Consider the following 17358-nt stretch of genomic DNA (forward strand, 5'->3'; position numbering starts at 1 on the left):
GGTCAGCCGATCCTCGAGTTCTTGCGGTTCATCGCGGCGATGTCGAGCTTCACGGGCTGCTGCGCCTCGTGCGGATGGGCGCCGCCGGCGTAGACCTTGAGGTTCTTCATCTGCTTGCGCTGCAGGGGGCCGCGCGTGATCATTCGCTCGACTGCCTTCTCGATCACCCGCTCGGGGTGCTTGCCGCCCAGCCGCTGGCCGATCGTGGCCTGCTTGATGCCGCCGGGGTAGCCGGTGTGCCAGTGGAACACCTTGTCGGCGAGCTTGTTGCCGGTCAGGCGCACCTTCTCGGCGTTGATCACGACGATGTTGTCGCCGCAATCGACATGCGGGGTGTAGGTGGCGAGATGCTTGCCGCGCAGGCGCGTGGCGATGATCGTCGCGAGGCGGCCCAGAACCAGGCCGTCGGCGTCGATCAGCACCCACTTCTTCGCCACCTCGGCGGGCTTCAGGTTGAAGGTCTTCATCGGTCCAATCCGCTAAAACGGTGCGCGGAGATACGTGAGGCAGCGCGGCAAGTCAAGCACGCGCCGGCGCCATGTGTTTAATTTAATCAATATAATCAATATATTAAGATTGAGGTATTATTTTACCCCATGACCACGGTCCGGCGGGATCGAATAGGTCAGGGTGACATGGGCGATCGGCTCGAACAGGCCTTCCGAGAAGATCGACATCTCCGCCACGGCCAGCCGCCGGCCCAACTTCAAAAGACGCGCCTCGCCGATCAGATCCCTGCCCGCCTCGCCCTTGCGCAGGAAGTTGATGTTGAGGTTGGTGGTGACGGCCAGCGCCACCTTGCCGATCTGCGAGAGGATCAGCAGGTACGTGCCGCAATCGGCAAGCCACATCAGGGTCGGGCCTGAAACGGTGCCGCCCGGCCTCAGATGACGCCGGTCGATCAGGGCGCGCACCTTGATGCGCCCCTCGCCGACCTCCTCGACCTTCACCGTGACATTGGCCTGCGCTTCGGGAAATTCCTCGTGCAGGAAGGCTTCGAGCTGGGACGCGTTCATGACAACCGGCATGGCGCGGACCCTACCTCAGGCCGCAGTCGATTGCGCGCGCAGCGAGGGCCTGCGGCGACTTTCCTCAGCGAGCCAGGCGACCGCCTTCACGGCGGCGTCGAAGGCCGCGGGGGCCGACGGATGGACGGCTCCCGAGAAATAGAGCACCGGCGTCCAGCCGCCGGCATCCTCGGGATCGCGGCGGAACTCCTCGAAGCCGTAGCTGCCGTCGGGGCGCCGGAACAGGTCGACGCAGCGATCGTGCTGCGGGTTCTCGATGCTGGCGAAGACCAGCCACGACCTGTCGATGCGCCGGGACATGGTCGCTAGGCCAGGCGCGTGAAGGTTTCCTGGACCATGTGATAGCCCAGCGCGCGGTAGGACTCGAACTGTTCCTCGTCGAAGAACTGATCGCCCGTGCTGTGATGCGGGAAATCCTTCTGCACGGCGCGGTACTTCAGCACCGAGGCATCCTCGCGTCCGGTCAGGCTGCTCTTGATGTAGATCAGCCAGCCGCAGGCGCCGCGGCCGTAGTCGATGCGGCCGATGGCAGCGTGGCGTTTGCTGATGCCGTCCTTGTCGGGCTTGATCGCCGAGGGGTCGATGTCGATGTTGACTGCCCTGTCGATACGCGCAAAGCGAACGAGATCGCCCAGGCTGGTAAAGGAAAAATCGCCGTCCTGCTCCGCATCGATTGCGATGATCACCCGGCAGCGGCGGCGGATCAGCTCGTAGATGCCGAGATTCTCGATGTGGCCGCCATCGGAGACATTGATGAACTCCGACGTGGTGTCGAGCGCGCCCACCATCTCGCGCAGCAGCTCATCGACGCCGGCATTGGCATAGGCCGGCCGCCTGCCGCTTGCATCGCGCGCGAAGCGGTCCGACATCACGAGCCGCGGGCTGGGCAGCCAGTAGCCCAGGCGCACATTGACCAGCGCCAGCAGGAAACGCAGCGCGGGGTTGGTCAGGCGGCCGGCATTGGCCGCCGCGGCCCCGGCCGAGATCGCCACGGCCGAGGACAGCTTGAAGCGCGGGAAGACCTCTTCCAGCGCGTCGGTGCGCATGAAGTCGACCTGGGTGCTGCCGACATGGCACGGCGAGAAGGTGAAGAAGGTCGCGTTGCGGCCCCGGCCGCGATACTCGTCCCGATCGACGAAGTTCAACGCGGCGTTGATCAGCGGAAATGGCGCCGTGGTCACATCCATCGCACTCAGCTTCAGCTCGCTCTGCGACGCCACCGTGTTGCGGTTGTGCAGATCGGCCGAGAACAGGAAGGTGTTGGCCAGCTTGTCGCGATAGTGGCTGTGCGGCGAGACGTCGTTGGCGATGTAAAGGTAGACATTGACGAGCCACACCAGGCCGGCGACGCCGATCAGCCCGGCGGCATAGAGGACGGCCAATCCGACGGGACCCTGCGCCGCGATCCACGACACGATCGTTGTGCCGGGCGTGATCTGCACCCACAGGCCCAGATCAGCGTCGCTCCAGACGCCACCATGGAGCGCGATCGCGGCCGTGATGAGGATGCTGCCGCCCCACAACACAACCGGCCCGACAAGGGCTGCGGCCAGCAGCAGCAGCGCTTTGCGGGCCCAGCCCGGCAACTTCTCGAACCGGCCAAGCCAGGTGGAGCCGATGATTGCCAGCGCGAGGGCGCTGACGCCCTTCCACGAAACATCGTCATCCGCCATCGCCACCCCGACCCATGCGGCCACCACCGGCTGCAGCATCAGGAACAGCGCGCCGGCGCTGACCAGCAGGGCCTGCGCCTGCGCCTGGCGAAAGGACTCACGTGCCAGGCCGGCGGCGGGATCGACGCTGTGCTGCGCCGGGCGCAGTGCGGCAGGATCGGGCCGCCATTGCCCGCGCATGGTCTCGAACACGACCTGTCGGCGCCACTCCAGCATCGCGACGGCCACGACGATGAGCCCGGCGATCATGCCGTAGGCCTTGTCGATCTGCCACGCCGTGACGCCGGCGATGGTGGCGCCCACTCCGAACAGGAATCCCCACGCCAGCTTGTGATGGCCGCCTTCCAGCCAGTTGCGAACGGGACGACCGATGACGAAGAACGTCGCCCACAGCACGCCCAGCATGGCTGCCGTCGCGCCCAGCAGCTCGGCCGCCTGCGCGGCGTTGCGCAGCCGCGGGCAGGTCAACATTGCGAGCGTGATCGCCGACAGCAGCAGCACCAGCGGCAACATCGCCCAGAGATTCAGGAAGAGGCCGCGCACCAGGAGAACGGGTGCGAAGCCGTACTCCAGCACCTTGCCGCGCGGGATCAGATACTGGGCATTGGCACGGAGATAGCGGAACAGGACGGTCTCGCGAATGCCGACGACATGGGGAAACGGAAAGATCCATCCTGGGTCGGGTCGCGGAAACGGTCGCGGCGCCGCGCGCGCGCTGGGCGGGCCCTCCCCGGTCGACGCCGCGCGCACCGGCGGCGCCCCGGTGGCCATGCGCGCGCCGGTAATGTTGGCGTTGAGGCAAGCTGCCGTGTAGCCACCGCCGGAGACGCTCGACAGATAGTCCACGTGCCGCATCACGCCCTTGGCATCGAGCGCCTGGATCGCGCCCAGGCAGGTCGCCGCCGAACGGATGCCGCCGCCCGACAGTGCCAGGCCGACGAGGTTGTCCGACGTTGGCCGATCGCGGGGGCCGTTGCCCTCCACCCAATCGTCGCCGACAAGCGGCCACCGATCCGGCGGCCAGCTTGCCGGCTCGTCGCGTTGCGGCTCGTACTTGCCGGTGTCGCGGAAGCGCTCGTCCGCGATAAAGCTCACCAGCCGTTCGGTGTCCTGGCCGGCGCAACCGACGCCGACCGCGATGCGACGCCGACGCACGACCGCAAGCTCCTCGGCGAAGACCGTGCTGAACCTCAACGCATCGCTTGGCATGCCCAGCCCACCCCACTTCGACCGGAACCACCGATGACGAGCGCAGCCATCGGGTCTAGACTCATCCACTCGACAGCGTAGCGCCCCGTGCGGCGCGGAACCAGTGGATGCAGCGATGTCAGATCCCGCAACCGTCAACGAACCCGTGCTGCTGCGCGAGGACCATGGCCGCGTCGCCGTGCTGACGCTCAACCGCCCCAGGGCGATGAACGCGCTGTCATCCGCGTTGATCGCCGCGCTCGACCAGGAGCTCGACCGGCTCGATGCCGACGGGACGATCCGCGTCGTGCTGATCCAGGCCAATGGCCGTGCCTTCTGCGCCGGCCACGACCTGCGCGAGGTGCGCTCCAGCGAGGACTACGCCTTCCACTACGACCTGATGAGCCGCTGCAGCGCCATGATGCTGAAGATCGCGCGGCTGAAGCAGCCGGTGATCGCCAAGGTGCGCGGCATCGCCACCGCCGCCGGCTGCCAGCTGGTGGCGCAGTGCGATCTCGCCATCGCCTCCTCAGAGGCGAAGTTCGCGACGCCGGGCGTGCATATCGGCCTGTTCTGCGGCACGCCCTCGGTGCCGCTGGGCCGCAATGTCGGCGCCAAGCGTGCCCTCGACATGCTGTTCACCGGCGAACCCGTCAGCGCTGAGACGGCGCTGCGCGACGGCCTGCTCTCGCGCGTCGTGCCCGACGATCAGCTCGACGGCGCGGCGATCGAGCTGGCGCAGCACATCGCCTCGAAGAGCCCGCTGGTGCTGTCGCAGGGCAAGGCGCTGTTCCACAAGCACATGGCGATGGGGCTGGAGCAGGCCTACGCCTATGCCAGCGCCGCCATGGCCGGCGGCATGATGCGCGAGGACGCCAAGCTCGGCATCGACGCCTTCGTGCAGAAGAAGCCCCAGCCCGACTGGCCTGGACGGTAGCCCGCGGCGCGCCCTTGTGAAACGCGGTCCAGCGCCGCAATCTCGTCCTGACGAACAGCGCTAGGGGAAACGACCGTGCGATCGAACAAGATCAAGCAGATGTGGCGTGACGGGCAATGCGTGACGCTGGGATGGCTCTCCGTCTCCCACGGGTTCACGGCGGAGGTCATGGCGCGCCAGGGCTTCGACGCGCTGTGCGTCGACCTGCAGCACGGCACCGCTGAAATGAATGACGTCGGCCCGATGCTGCAGGCGATCTCGCAGACCGACACGGTGCCGGTCGTGCGCGTCGCGTGGAACGAGCCGGCGGCCATCATGAAGGCCCTGGACCTTGGCGCCTACGGCATCATCGTGCCGCTGGTTAACACCGCCGAGGAAGCCGCGATGGCGGTGGCCGCATGCCGCTATCCGCCCGTCGGCATGCGCTCGAACGGACCCGTGCGCGCCGTGCACTACGGCGGCAACGACTACGTCGCCAAGGCCAACGACGAGATCGTCGTCATGGCCATGATCGAGACCAAGCAGGGCCTCGCCAACCTCGACGCGATCTGCGCCACGCCCGGCCTCGACGCCGTCTATATCGGGCCGGCCGATCTGTCGTTCGCGCTGGGCCTGCCGCCGCGCGGCGACAACCCCGATCCGCTCCACATCGCCACCTGCGACAAGATCCGCGAGGCGGCGCACAAGGCCGGCATCAAGTGCGTCATGCACTGCGCCGGCGCGGCCTTCGCGGCCGGCGCGGTGAAGCGCGGCTTCGACATGGTGATGCTGACGTCCGATCTGTCGTGCATGATCGCCGGCGCACGCCAGCAACTCGACGAGCTCAAGGCCAAGACGCGCTGAGGCGGCGGACGCCAACTCTCTGAAAATTCGACAGTTCCGCACGCAGTGAAAATCCACTTGCATCCACACCGACTAGTTGGTATGTATATCCGTACCAAACGGTATGGACCTGTCGAGATGACGACCGCGACCGCTTCTTCGTCCCGCTCCCGGCTGCTCGAGGCCGGCTCGACCGTGATCCGCGCCAAGGGCTACACGGCGACGACGGTCGACGACATCTGCGCCGCGGCCGGCGTCACCAAGGGCAGCTTCTTCCATCATTTCAAGACCAAGGAAGAGCTGGTGCTGGGCGCCGTGGCGCACTGGAACGAGTGGACCGAGACGGTGTTCGCCGCCGCCGATTATCACCGGCACGACGATCCGCTGCAGCGCCTGCTGGGCTACGTCGACCTGCGCATCTCCATTCTCGATCGCGGGATCCCCGAGTTCACCTGCCTGCTCGGCACGCTGGTGCAGGAGACCTACGCCACCCATCCCGCCGTGCGCGAGGCCTGCGATCGCGGGATGTCGAGCCACATCGTCGCCATCACGCGCGACGCGGAGGCCGCCCGGCAGCTCTACGCGCCGAACGCCGAATGGACCGCCGAAAGCGTCGGCTACTTCATCCAGGCCGTGCTGCAGGGCTCGTTCATCTTCGCCAAGGCCAAGCAGCAGGCCGACGTGGCGCGCCAGAACCTCGCCCACCTCAGGCGCTACCTCGTGAGCCTCTTCCCCGCCTCCCCTTCACCGCGTCGATAAGGAGTATCGATCATGCCCAGCACCATCCGCCTGCATCGCGTCCTGAAGGCCCCGCCGGAGCGCGTCTATCGCGCCTGGCTCGATCCGGCGGCCAACGCAAAGTTCCTGCCGCCCAACGGCTTCACCTGCACCGTCCACCACATGGACGCCAAGGTCGGCGGCACCTTCCGCATGTCGTTCACCAACTTCAGCGGCGGCGGCAGCCACGCCTTCGGCGGCGAGTACCTCGAGCTCAAGCCCAACGAGCGCCTGCGCTACACCGACAGGTTCGACGATCCCAACCTCCCGGGCGAGATCCGCGTCACCATCGACCTGACAAAGGTGTCGTGCGGCACCGAGATGAGCATCGTGCAGGAGGGCGTGCCCGACGTGATCCCCGCCGAGGCCTGCTATCTCGGCTGGCAGGACACGCTCAATCAATTCGCCGCGCTGGTCGATCCCGAGATCCCGGGCTGAGCTACTTCAGGACGATGATCGCGCCTTCCTCGAAGAGGTAGTAGCCGGTGGCGCCGTCGAACACGACGCGCGCCACCGTATTGCCGGGTCCGCTCGCCCTCGCGCACTTCACCGCACCGGCGAGGACCGCGCCCGACGTCGGCGGCAATGCGCCGGGCAGCATCAGGCGGGCGGCGATTTCGGCCGGTCTCGGCTGGATGTCGCTGTAGTCGGCGCCGCTCTCGCAGCTCGTATAGAGCGGATTGGTGAACCGGCCGGGAGCCAGCGTGATCTTCCGGCCGACCGCCTGGTTGATACCCGCAAGCGTGCGGGCATCGCAGGTCGGGCAGATCACGCGCTCGATGGTCCAGGCCCGCTGCCACGGCTCGGCGGCATGCACGCCGGTCGCGGCCGCTAGACAGGCGATCAGTGCCAGGCGACGCATGGCTAGCGAATCCGCGTCAGCGTGTGCGCCGTCAGCCGCTCCTCCAGCGCGCCGGCCGGCGCCGTGATTCCCAGGCCCGCCAGATAGGTGAAGAGCGCGCGGACGGCGGGCTGGTTGGCGGCGGCCGAATCGCTGTCGGGCAGGCTTTCCCAGCCGTTGAAGCCCGCGGCCTTGCCGATGGTCATCCATGTCGCGTGGCGCACGCGCTTGCGGCCGGCGACGTCATCGGCACGCTGCTTCATCTCCTTCTCGACCGTACGGCCCAGCGACTGGTTGCCCGGCGCACCGATCGACATGGCGCGCACATGGCTCAGGCCATCGAGCGCGCCGGCGGCCTTGGGAAAGACGTGGTCGACGTTCCAGTCGCTGCCGGTCGGCCGGCCCCCCATGCCCAGGCGGGTGCGCGCGAACTCGTCGAACAGGTCGCGATAGTTCTTGTCGCGCGGATCGACCCACAGTTCCGGCTCGTTGCCCTGGAACCAGACGAAGGCCTGCGACACCGCGCGCGAGCCCAGCGTCTCGAGCCGGCCGCCCAGCCGCATGGTGCGGGGCCCGCTGCCGCGGCCGACGATGTTGTCGATGCTGGCGATGCCGATCCACGCCTCGCCGCCGGCAAGGAATTGCGTCACCAGAACCTGCAACTGGCGCTGCAATGGTGCGGGCCAACCCGGAATCATGGCGCTCTCCCTTCGCTAGTCGGCGGCGTCCGTCATACTCGTGCCGTAGGTCGAGGGCATGACAGTCTTCACCGATTGCGCGCGCTTGGCGAGCCAGTAGGCCTGGGCCGGCGGCACGCTGGCGAAATCCTGCTCGACGCCCAGCTTGCGTGCCGCATCCATCGGCCAGTTCGGGTTGTAGAGCAGCTCGCGCGCCAGCGCGATCAGGTCGGCCCTGCCCTCCTGCAGGATCGCCTCGGCCTGGTCGGCGTGCACGATCAGGCCGACCGCCATGCTCATGATGCCGGCGTCGCGCCGCAGCGTCTCGGCATAGGGCACCTGGTAGCCGTAGGTCACCGGGCCGGCACTGACCACCGGGCTGCCGCGCATGCCGCCCGAGCTGCAGTCGATCACGTCGACGCCCTTGGGCTTCACCATCCTGGCGAGTTCCACGCTCTGCGCCGGCCCCCAGCCCGAATCGTCCTCGACCGAGAGCCGCAGGAACAGCGGCTTGTGCGCCGGCCAATGCGCGCGCACCGACTCGATCACCTCGATGCAGAAGCGCATGCGGTTGAGCTCGGAGCCGCCGTACTCGTCGTTGCGCTTGTTGGAGAACGGCGAGAGGAACTGGTGGATCAGGTAGCCGTGCGCGCCATGCACGTCGAGCACCTCGAAGCCCGCCTCGTGCGCGCGCCGCGCCGCCTGGCCCCAGCGCTCGACGACCTCCGGGATCTCCTCGCGCGACAGCGCGCGTGGCACCGGATCTGTCGCCGGCGACGCCTCGGCGCTCGACGACACCAGCTCCCATCCCTCCCAGTCGAAGACCTCCGGCGCCCCTGGGTCGAGCAGCGGCGCGCCGCCTTCCCATGGCCGCCGGCGCCTGGCTTTGCGGCCGGAATGGCCGAGCTGGATGCCGGGCACGGCGCCATGCTGACGAATGAACTCGACGCAGCGGCGTACGCCGGGAATGAACCTGTCGTCCCACAGGCCGAGATCGCCCACCGTGCCGCAGCCGCGCCGCTCGACCTTGGTCGATTCCATGATCACCAGGCCGGCGCCACCCGCGGCGTAGCGGCCGGCGTTCATCAGGTGCCAGTCGGTGGCGAAGCCTTCCTTGGCGGCGTACTGGTGCATCGGCGCCACGACGACGCGGTTCTTGAGCGTCACGTCGCGCAACTGGATCGGCGTGAACAGCAGAGGCTGGGCCACTCGTTTCGCTCCCGAATTCACTGGCATTCCAAGCGTAGCGAGGAATCTCTCGGCGATGGAGTCCCGATTCGACGAGATTCCTCGCTACGCTCGGAATGACAGGAATCGTATAGTCCGGCCATGTCGGTCGATCACAACCACTACCCCGATTCCTACCTGCGCCAGGTGCTGCGCGACGTCAAAAGCATCGCCATGGTCGGTGCCTCGGCCAACTGGAACCGGCCGAGCTACTTCGCCATGAAGTACCTGCTCGACAGCGGCTACCGCGTCTATCCGGTGAATCCCGGCGCGGCGGGACAGGAGATCCTCGGCCAGAAGACCTACGCCTCGCTCGACGAGCTGCCGGAGAAGGTCGACATGGTCGACATCTTCCGCAACAGCGAGGCCGCCGGGCCGATCACCGACGACGCCATCAGGCACGGCGCCAAGGTGGTGTGGATGCAGCTCACCATCCGCAACGACGATGCCGCCAGGCGCGCCGAGGAGGCCGGCCTGCGCGTGGTGATGAACCGATGCCCCAAGATCGAGCACAGCCGCCTGGTCGGCAAGCTGGAATGGCACGGCATCGCTTCGGGCGTGATCAGCAGCAAGAAGCGAAAGCTGTAGCGCGGGGACGTCCGCCAAAGGCACGGGGAGGAAACACGGCGATGGAGTTCGGCGTCTTCGATCACATGGACCGCGCCGGCGCCTCGCTCGGCGCGCAGTTCGAGAGTCGGCTGAGGCTGATCGAGCTCTACGAGAAGGCCGGGTTCCGCGCCTATCATGTTGCCGAGCACCACGCCACGCCGCTGGGCATGGCGCCCTCGCCCAGCGTCTTCCTCGCCGCCGTGGCGCAGCGCACGAAAACGCTGCGCTTCGGCCCGCTGGTCTACACGCTGAACCTCTATCACCCGCTGCGGCTGATCGACGAGATCTGCATGCTCGACCAGCTCAGCAATGGTCGCCTTGAGCTGGGCATCGGCCGCGGCATCAGCCCGTACGAAGTGGGCTATTACGGCGTCGATCCGGCCACCGGGCCGCAGCGCTTCGCCGAGGCCTATGCGGTGATCCTAAAGGGCTTGACGACGCGGTCGCTGAGCTACGATGGCGAGTACTTCACCTACAGGGACGTGCCGATGGAGCTGCAGCCGGTGCAGCTTCCGCATCCTCCGCTGTGGTACGGTGCCAATACCTACGACCACGCCGAACGGCTGGCGAAGGATGGCGTCAACGCGGTGATCGGCATGAGCCCGTCCTCGGTGCGCGGCTTCACCGACAAGTACCGCGCCGTGTGGCAGGCGGCGGGCCGCGACCTGAAGGACCTGCCGCGGCTGGGCATCAGCCGCCACATCGTCGTCGGCGACAGCGACCGCGAGGCGCAGGCCATCGCAAGGCGCGGCTTCCTGCTGTGGTATGACGCGCTGATCCATCTGTGGCGTAAGCACGGGGTCGGCCTGCCGCGCCAGCTGATCCCCGAGAAGTTCGAGGACGCGCTCGATCAGGGCTACATCGTCGCCGGCTCGGCCGCGACCGTGCGCGAGCGCATGCGCCGCGACAACGATACCGCCGGCATCAACTACTGCCTGTGCCGCATGGCCTTCGGCGATCTCTCGTTCGAAGAGGCATCCCGCTCGGTCGAGCTGTTCTCGCGCGAGGTCATGCCTGCGTTGCGCTGACGGCGGCTCGCGAATTGCACGGGATCGGTCGACAATGGGCCCGCCGAATCCCAGGGAGCGTTCGATGGACACGGTCATCCAGCAGAGCCGCGCCGACATGAGCGATGCCGAATGGCAGGCGCGCTGCGATCTCGCCGCACTCTATCGCATCAGCGACATGTACAACTGGACCGACACGATCGACACGCACATGACGGTGCGCATCCCGGGCGAGCCGAAATGCTTCCTGATCAACAATTACGGTGAGCTGTTCCACGAGATCACCGCGTCGAGCCTGGTGAAGATGGATATCGACGGCAACGTCTACGCCAAGGACGGCCGTTTCAACGCTGCCGGCTTCACCATCCATAGCGGCGTCTACAAGGCGCGGCCCGACGCCAACTGCGTCATGCACACCCATACCCGCGCCGGCACCGGCGTGTCGGTGCTGAAGCAGGGCCTGAGGCCGATCAGCCAGGACACGCTCGCGGTCTACGACGAGCTGGTCTACCACGAGTACGGCATGCCGACCTCGGTCGAGGAATGCGAGGCGCTGGGCGTCACCTGCCAGCACGGCAATTCGGTCGTGCTGCGCAATCACGGCCTGCTGACGGTTGGCGCCACCATACCCGGCGCGCTGCGCCGCATGTACATGCTGGAGCGCGCCTGCGAGGTCGAGGTCATCGCCCGCGGCCTCGACGAGGAGCCGACGCCGATCGACCCCGACGTGATCCGCCAGTACGGCGAACGCGCGAAACAGATGCGCGCCCATCCCGACTGGGGCCTGACCTACTGGAAGGCGGCGCTGCGCCAGATCGAAGGCAAGGGCACCGACTGGCGTCAATAGCCCTCAGGCCGGCCGGCGTGCCAGGGCGAGCATCGCGCCCAGGCCGCAGATCACCGCACCGGAACCCTGGCGCAGGCGGCGGACGATCGAGGCCCGGCGCCCAAGCGTGGCGCGCGCCCGCGACGCCATCAGCACCACGACGACGTCGACGGCCGAGTTCAGCAGCACCGGGATCGATCCGAGCACCACGAACTGCAGCGACACGATCCCCGCCGGATCGATGAACTGCGGAATGAAAGCCAGGAAGAACGCCGCAGTCTTGGGGTTGAACGCCTCGACGATGATTCCGTCGCGCAACGCGCGACGCGCGCCGGTCGTCTCCACGTCGATCGGCAGCGGCGCGCCGGCTTCGCGGATGGTGCGGATGCCCAGCCAGACAAGATAGGCGGCGCCGGCAAGCTTGAGGGCGGTGAACGCTTCGGCGCTGGCCATGATCAGCGCCGACACACCTACCGCACCGCCCAGGACGTGCACCAGACCGCCGATGCTGGTGCCGAGAACGGATGCCAGCCCCTCGCCTCGTCCGCCGGCGAGCGATCGCGCGGCGACGTAGAATATCCCCGGCCCCGGCGACAGCGCGATCACCAGCGCCGCGCCGAGGAACAACAGCCAGCTGGCGAAGTCGAGCATGTGCGCACCCGTACGATGAGACGCCAGCCTCGCACGTCGGAGGATTGTGCAGGCGGCGAAATTGTCCCGATACCCTATCGCCCGCGCAGCACGCGCGCGGCCTGCGCCAGTGCCAGGCCGCCGAGCAGCCAGGCCGCGGCCGGCCCCCAGGTGAAGACCGGCGCCAGTTCAGGCACGCGCGCCAGGCCGCCACCGATGACGACGAAGCGCCCAAGGGTGGCCAGCGCCAGCACGGCCCAGAGGATCGCCATGGCGATGCCGACGCGGCCGGGCGCACCCAGCGATGCGGCGGCGGCGAAGGCCGATACGAACACCGCGCCCCAGGCGCATCCTGCGATGAACTGCGCGGCGATCAGCATCGGGAGGCTCGTCGCCAGGACGCTGCCGACGATGCCGACTACGCCGCACATCGCCGCCAGCGCCATCACCTGGAGCGCGCCGTGACGTTTGGCGAAGGCGGCGGCCGGGAACATCGCGAGGTTGAAGCCGATCCAGAACACCGGCATCAGCATGTCGAGGTCGCCGGGCTTGGCGAAGCGCAGGTAGCCCGGCGCGGAGTTGACGAAGAAGTGCAGCTGGAAGCCGAGCGCGGCGATTGCCATGGCGATGAAGAACAGCATCGCGGCCGGCGAGCCGTACACTGGCGCCTTCGGCTCGTCGGCGGCCGGTGCGTCGGGCGCCCGCGCCAGGGCCCGCTCGACCCAGATGATGCCGAAGGTGGTGGCCAGCAGCACGATGCTGGAGAACGCGAAAGGCAGGCGCGGATCCATCTCGCGCAGGGTCACGCCGAGATAGGGCGAGATCGCCCCGGCCAGCGCCAGCCCGCTGAGGTTCAGCGCCAGCACCAGCGGCAGGCGCGGCTTGGCGGTGTAGTTGCCGAGGATCACCAGCGGCGGCACGCGCAGCGCCGAGGACGTCAGCGTCCATACCAGCAGCAAGGCGATCAGCGCGACCTTCGCCACGTCCTTGTCGAGCCGCACGGCCTGCGGCAGGAGCAGGAACGCCAGGCACGAGATCGCGGTCAGCGCCACGATCATCGGCCCCAGCCGCCGCAGCGCGGCACGCGCCCGATCGATCCAGACGCCAATGACGAGATCCGACAGCATGAAGGCGATCTGATCGGCCGCCAGGATCCAGATGAACAGGCCTCTGGAGAGCCCCGACTGCTCCAGCAGGCTGGGCAGGAAGATCACGTAGACCGTCCAGCCGATGGCGAAGAAGAACTGGACGACAGCCAGATAGATCGCCGCGGCGTGCGGGACGGCACGCTCCTGCCTGGCGGTCATATCGCTCATTTCACGCCGTCCTGAGCGCAGCGAAGGACCTGGCAGTATCGCGGCCAGGTCGATCCATCGTGCTTGCTCGCATCACCGCAGGGTCCTTCGCTGCGCTCAGGACGACGATGCGACTAATCGCGGTACGACGGATCGATGCTGTCGAGCTTGCGGATCAGGGCCGGCCATTCGAGCTGGCCGAGACGACGGCGCACGCCGGGCTTGAACAGGTGGTTCGACGCCTCCACGGTCTCGCGCGGCGGCAGGCTGAGCTCGGTGTTGCACGACAGCGCCATCACCTGCAGCTGGCAGGCGCGCTCGAGGCGCCAGATGTTGTTGAAGGCCTCGGGGATCGACGGCGCGACGGCGAGCAGGCCGTGGTTCTTGAGGATCATCACCTCGCGATCGCCGAGGTTCTTCACCAGGCGCTCCTGCTCGTCCATGCGGATCGCCGGGCCCTCGTAGTCGTGGTAGCCGATGTCGATGAAGCGCATCGCCGTCTGCGCCAGGGGCATCAGGCCCTGCTTCATCGCCGAGACCGCCATGCCGGCCAGCGTATGGGTGTGGATCACGCAGTCGACGTCGTGGCGCGCCTTGTGGATCGCGCTATGGATCACGAAGCCGGCGCGGTTGGCGCCCAGGCCCGTGGGGTCGAACAGCGTGTTGCCCTCGTAGTCGACCTTGACGAAGCACGAGGCGTGCATCTGGTCGTAGAGGTAGCCATAGGGATTGAGCAGGAACGTGCCGGGCTCACCCGGCACCTGGGTCGAGATGTGGTTGGCGATCATCTCGTCCATGCCATAGAGGTGCACCAGGCGGTAGCAGGCGGCGAGATCGACGCGCTTCTGCCATTCCTCGGCGCTGACCTGCTCGCGGACGGTCTTGGCGTTCTTCAGGACGGTCACGGACATGCTTTTCCTCCCGGGCGGGTGCGGCACTATACACCGCTCATGAACGGGAGATAGGGATGCCCGGCCGAGGAAATCCGGATCAGCAAGGTCGGGATCTCATGTCATCGCGAGCGCAGCGAGGGATCCAGGCAGCTCCCCTGGATCCCTCGCTGCGCTCGGGACGACAGATCAATTCATCGGGGCTTCACGCCGCCAGCGACTTGATCGCCGCGTCGACTCCGCCTTCGCGGTACGGGATGCCCGCGGTCTTGAAGGCCAGCTCGACCGTGGCCAGCGAGCCCAGCAGCATCGGCTCGTTGAGATCGCCCATGTGGCCGATGCGGAAGACGCGGCCCATCAGCGGCCCGAGCCCGCCGCCGAGCGACAGGTTGTAGCGGTTGAGCGCGACATTGCGCATGGCGTTGGCGTCGTGACCGTCGGGAATGATCACGGCGGTCACCGAGTCGGAAAGCCGCGAGGGATCGGCGCAGAACAGCTCCAGCGCCTTGACCTTGCCGCCGATGCCCTTGGCGCCGCAGGTCGCGCCATCCATCGAGGCGCCGCCCCAATGCACGACGGCGGCGCGCGTGGCGTCGGCCAGCCGGCGGTGGCGCGCGAAGATCGCGTCGAGCCCCTCCTCCTCGATCATCCTGATCGACTCCTCGAGCGCGAAGAAGAGATGCACCGGCGTCGTGCCGACGAAGCTCTGCGGCTCGCGCCGGGTCATCATCTCCCAGTTCCAATAGTGGCGCGGCAGGCCAGGCTTCTTCGACATATCGAAGGCCTTCTGGCTGACGCCGGTGAACGACATGCCGGTGGGCAGCATCAGGCCCTTCTGGCTGCCGCCGACGCAGACATCGACGCCCCAGGCATCCATCCTGAAGTCGTAGCAGCCCAGCGACGAGATGGTGTCGACCAGCAGCAGCGCCGGATGCCTGGTATCGTCGATGGCGCGGCGGATCTCGGCGATCGGCGTGGCGAGCCCGGTAGCGGTCTCGTTGTGCACCGTGAGCACCGCCTTGATCTGGTGCGCCTTGTCGGCCTCGAGACGACGCGCGACGTCGGCGACGCGCACGCCCATGCGCCAATCGGCGGCGACGCGCTCGATCTTCAGGCCGAGATTCGTCGCCATCTGCTCCCAACTCTCGGAGAAGTAGCCTGACTCGAGCATCAGCACCGTGTCGCCGGGCTGGAACAGATTGACCAGCGAGGCCTCCCAGGCGCCGTGGCCGCTGGAGGCGTACATGAACAGGTGCTGCTGCGTCTTCAGCACGCGCTTGACGCCGGCGTGGCAGAAGCGGTGGATCGCCATGAATTCCTCGCTCAGGAAATCGAGCGTGGCGCGGTCCATCGCGCGCAGGATGCGATCGGGAATGTTGGTCGGTCCGGGATTCTGGAAGAACTGACGGCCCCGGGGCTTGGCGTTCACGACTTGGGCTCCTGCGACTTTTCCTTACAAGACGGCGCGAATTTAGGCGCGTTGCGCCCGCCCTGTCACCAAGGCAGGATCGCACATCAGCCAATCGACACATTTTGATTGTGACGATCGGCATCCGCGTTCCGGAGGCCACGATGAGCGAGCAGCGCAAACCCGGGTTCGAAACCCTGGCGATCCACGCCGGCGCCGCCCCTGATCCCAGCACCGGTTCGCGCGCCCTGCCGATCCACCAGACGACCGCCTATGTCTTCGAGGACGCCGACCACGCCGCGGCCCTGTTCAACCTGCAGACCGTGGGCTTCATCTATTCGCGCCTGACCAACCCGACGACGGCGGCGCTGGAGGCCCGGCTGGCGGCGCTCGAGGGCGGCCGCGGCGGCATCGTCTGCGCCTCGGGTCACGCGGCGCAGGTGCTGGCGCTGTTCCCGCTGATGGCGCCGGGCGATGAGGTGGTGGCGAGCACCAAGCTCTACGGCGGCTCGGTGCAGCAGATGAAGAACACCTATCCCAAGTTCGGCTGGAAGGCGGTGTTCGTCGACCCGGATGATCCCGAGAACTTCCGCAGGGCCATCACGCCGAAGACCAAGGTGCTGTTCATCGAGAGCCTGGCCAATCCCGGCGGCGTGGTCTGCGACATCGAGGCGATCGCCCGCATCGCCGAAGAGGCCGGCGTGCCGCTGCTGGTCGACAACACGCTGGCGACGCCCTACCTGTGCCGGCCGATCGAGTACGGCGCGACCTTGATCGTGCACTCGACCACCAAGTTCCTGTGCGGCACGGGCACGTCGATGGGCGGGGCGATCGTCGATTCCGGCAAGTTCGACTGGTCGCGCGGCGGCAAGTTCCCCAGTCTCGCCGGTCCAGAGCCCGCCTATCACGGCCTGAACTTCTACGAGACCTTCGGCGACATGGCCTACACCTTCCACGGGCACGCCGTGGGCCTGCGCGACCTCGGTCCGTCGCAGTCGCCGTTCAACGCCTGGGTCACCATGCTGGGCGTCGAGACCCTGGGCCTGCGCATGGAGCGGCACTGCGCCAACGCGCAGAAGGTCGCGGAGTATCTCGAGAAGCATCCCGCCGTGGCGTGGGTGAACTACGCCGGCCTGCCGTCGAACAAATACAACAGGCTGGCGAAGAAGTACCTGCCCCGCGGCGCCGGCTCCATCTTCACGTTCGGCCTCAAGGGCGGTTACGACGCCGGCCTGAAGCTGGTCGACTCGCTGGAGCTCTTCTCGCACCTCGCCAATATCGGCGACGCCAAGAGCCTGGTGATCCATCCCGCCTCGACGACGCATCGCCAGCTCACCAATGAGCAGCGCATCGCCGCCGGCGCCGGCCCCGACGTCGTGCGCCTATCGATCGGCATCGAGAGCGTCGAGGACATCATCGCCGATCTCGAGCAGGCCTTGCGCCAGACCAACCAGCAAGCGGCCAGGGCCGCCGAATGATTTCTGTCATGTCGAGCGCAGCGAGACATCCATAGATTCCTCGCT

The 17358-nt window shown here is 67.4% G+C and carries 19 protein-coding genes; 8 read left to right on the forward strand and 11 right to left on the reverse strand.

Features of this window, described 5'->3' with window-relative positions; translation table 11 throughout:
- Window positions 1–2: 2 nt before the first annotated feature.
- From rplM to KF889_25755, 4 genes are all read right to left on the reverse strand, one after another.
- Window positions 3–467 carry a 50S ribosomal protein L13 gene (gene rplM, locus KF889_25740; GenBank protein MBX3502862.1) on the reverse strand — a complete coding sequence of 155 codons (465 nt, stop codon included), beginning with the start codon at window positions 465–467 and terminating at the stop codon, window positions 3–5.
- A 117-nt stretch (window positions 468–584) separates the two neighbouring features.
- The gene (locus KF889_25745; protein MBX3502863.1) at window positions 585–1016 is read right to left on the reverse strand and encodes a PaaI family thioesterase; all 432 of its coding nucleotides are present in this window, start codon (window positions 1014–1016) and stop codon (window positions 585–587) included.
- 27 nt (window positions 1017–1043) lie between these two features.
- Window positions 1044–1328 carry a hypothetical protein gene (locus tag KF889_25750; protein MBX3502864.1) on the reverse strand — a complete coding sequence of 95 codons (285 nt, stop codon included), beginning with the start codon at window positions 1326–1328 and terminating at the stop codon, window positions 1044–1046.
- Window positions 1329–1333: 5 nt separating this feature from the next.
- On the reverse strand, window positions 1334–3910 hold the full coding sequence (locus KF889_25755) for a patatin-like phospholipase family protein (protein ID MBX3502865.1): 2577 nt from the start codon (window positions 3908–3910) through the stop codon (window positions 1334–1336).
- A gap of 115 nt (window positions 3911–4025) precedes the next feature.
- On the opposite strand from KF889_25755, the gene KF889_25760 reads away from it, so the two are divergent.
- From KF889_25760 to KF889_25775, 4 genes are all read left to right on the forward strand, one after another.
- Entirely contained in the window at window positions 4026–4826 is an 801-nt protein-coding gene (locus KF889_25760) for an enoyl-CoA hydratase (protein ID MBX3502866.1), read from the forward strand.
- A gap of 99 nt (window positions 4827–4925) precedes the next feature.
- The gene (locus KF889_25765; GenBank protein ID MBX3502867.1) at window positions 4926–5669 is read left to right on the forward strand and encodes a 2,4-dihydroxyhept-2-ene-1,7-dioic acid aldolase; all 744 of its coding nucleotides are present in this window, start codon (window positions 4926–4928) and stop codon (window positions 5667–5669) included.
- Window positions 5670–5786: 117 nt separating this feature from the next.
- Window positions 5787–6407, forward strand: coding sequence for a TetR/AcrR family transcriptional regulator (locus KF889_25770; GenBank protein ID MBX3502868.1), 621 nt, complete (start codon window positions 5787–5789; stop codon window positions 6405–6407).
- Window positions 6408–6419: 12 nt separating this feature from the next.
- Entirely contained in the window at window positions 6420–6863 is a 444-nt protein-coding gene (locus KF889_25775) for an SRPBCC family protein (GenBank protein ID MBX3502869.1), read from the forward strand.
- Window position 6864: 1 nt separating this feature from the next.
- Here KF889_25775 and KF889_25780 read toward each other — a convergent pair whose 3' ends face one another.
- From KF889_25780 to KF889_25790, 3 genes are read right to left on the reverse strand one after another with little or no spacing between them, the layout of a single operon-like run.
- Entirely contained in the window at window positions 6865–7287 is a 423-nt protein-coding gene (locus KF889_25780) for a hypothetical protein (protein ID MBX3502870.1), read from the reverse strand.
- 2 nt (window positions 7288–7289) lie between these two features.
- Entirely contained in the window at window positions 7290–7964 is a 675-nt protein-coding gene (locus tag KF889_25785) for a hypothetical protein (protein ID MBX3502871.1), read from the reverse strand.
- A gap of 15 nt (window positions 7965–7979) precedes the next feature.
- Complete coding sequence (locus tag KF889_25790; protein ID MBX3502872.1) at window positions 7980–9179, reverse strand: NADH:flavin oxidoreductase/NADH oxidase; 1200 nt, start codon at window positions 9177–9179, stop codon at window positions 7980–7982.
- 93 nt (window positions 9180–9272) lie between these two features.
- Between KF889_25790 and KF889_25795 the strand changes: the two genes are divergently transcribed.
- The 3 genes from KF889_25795 to KF889_25805 all read left to right on the forward strand — a co-directional run bounded on the left by KF889_25795 (window position 9273) and on the right by KF889_25805 (window position 11633).
- Window positions 9273–9758 (forward strand): CoA-binding protein, encoded by a 486-nt coding sequence (locus tag KF889_25795; GenBank protein ID MBX3502873.1) that lies wholly within the window; start codon window positions 9273–9275, stop codon window positions 9756–9758.
- Window positions 9759–9799: 41 nt separating this feature from the next.
- Window positions 9800–10807, forward strand: a complete 1008-nt coding sequence (locus tag KF889_25800) for an LLM class flavin-dependent oxidoreductase (protein ID MBX3502874.1) — start codon at window positions 9800–9802, stop codon at window positions 10805–10807.
- A gap of 64 nt (window positions 10808–10871) precedes the next feature.
- Entirely contained in the window at window positions 10872–11633 is a 762-nt protein-coding gene (locus KF889_25805) for a class II aldolase/adducin family protein (GenBank protein MBX3502875.1), read from the forward strand.
- A 3-nt stretch (window positions 11634–11636) separates the two neighbouring features.
- On the opposite strand, the gene KF889_25810 is transcribed toward KF889_25805, so the two are convergent.
- The 4 genes from KF889_25810 to KF889_25825 form a co-directional block, all read right to left on the reverse strand.
- A complete protein-coding gene (locus KF889_25810) occupies window positions 11637–12263 on the reverse strand; it encodes a LysE family translocator (GenBank protein ID MBX3502876.1) in 627 nt (208 codons plus the stop codon).
- A gap of 74 nt (window positions 12264–12337) precedes the next feature.
- Entirely contained in the window at window positions 12338–13558 is a 1221-nt protein-coding gene (locus KF889_25815; GenBank protein ID MBX3502877.1) for an MFS transporter, read from the reverse strand.
- A gap of 113 nt (window positions 13559–13671) precedes the next feature.
- The gene (locus tag KF889_25820; protein MBX3502878.1) at window positions 13672–14448 is read right to left on the reverse strand and encodes a class II aldolase/adducin family protein; all 777 of its coding nucleotides are present in this window, start codon (window positions 14446–14448) and stop codon (window positions 13672–13674) included.
- 184 nt (window positions 14449–14632) lie between these two features.
- Window positions 14633–15856, reverse strand: coding sequence for an aminotransferase class V-fold PLP-dependent enzyme (locus KF889_25825; GenBank protein MBX3502879.1), 1224 nt, complete (start codon window positions 15854–15856; stop codon window positions 14633–14635).
- A gap of 143 nt (window positions 15857–15999) precedes the next feature.
- Here KF889_25825 and KF889_25830 point away from each other — a divergent pair, with 143 nt between their 5' ends.
- The gene (locus KF889_25830; GenBank protein MBX3502880.1) at window positions 16000–17313 is read left to right on the forward strand and encodes an O-acetylhomoserine aminocarboxypropyltransferase; all 1314 of its coding nucleotides are present in this window, start codon (window positions 16000–16002) and stop codon (window positions 17311–17313) included.
- The last annotated feature ends 45 nt before the right edge of the window (window positions 17314–17358 follow it).

The organism is Alphaproteobacteria bacterium (genome assembly GCA_019635875.1).
GTDB lineage: Bacteria > Pseudomonadota > Alphaproteobacteria > Reyranellales > Reyranellaceae > JAFAZJ01.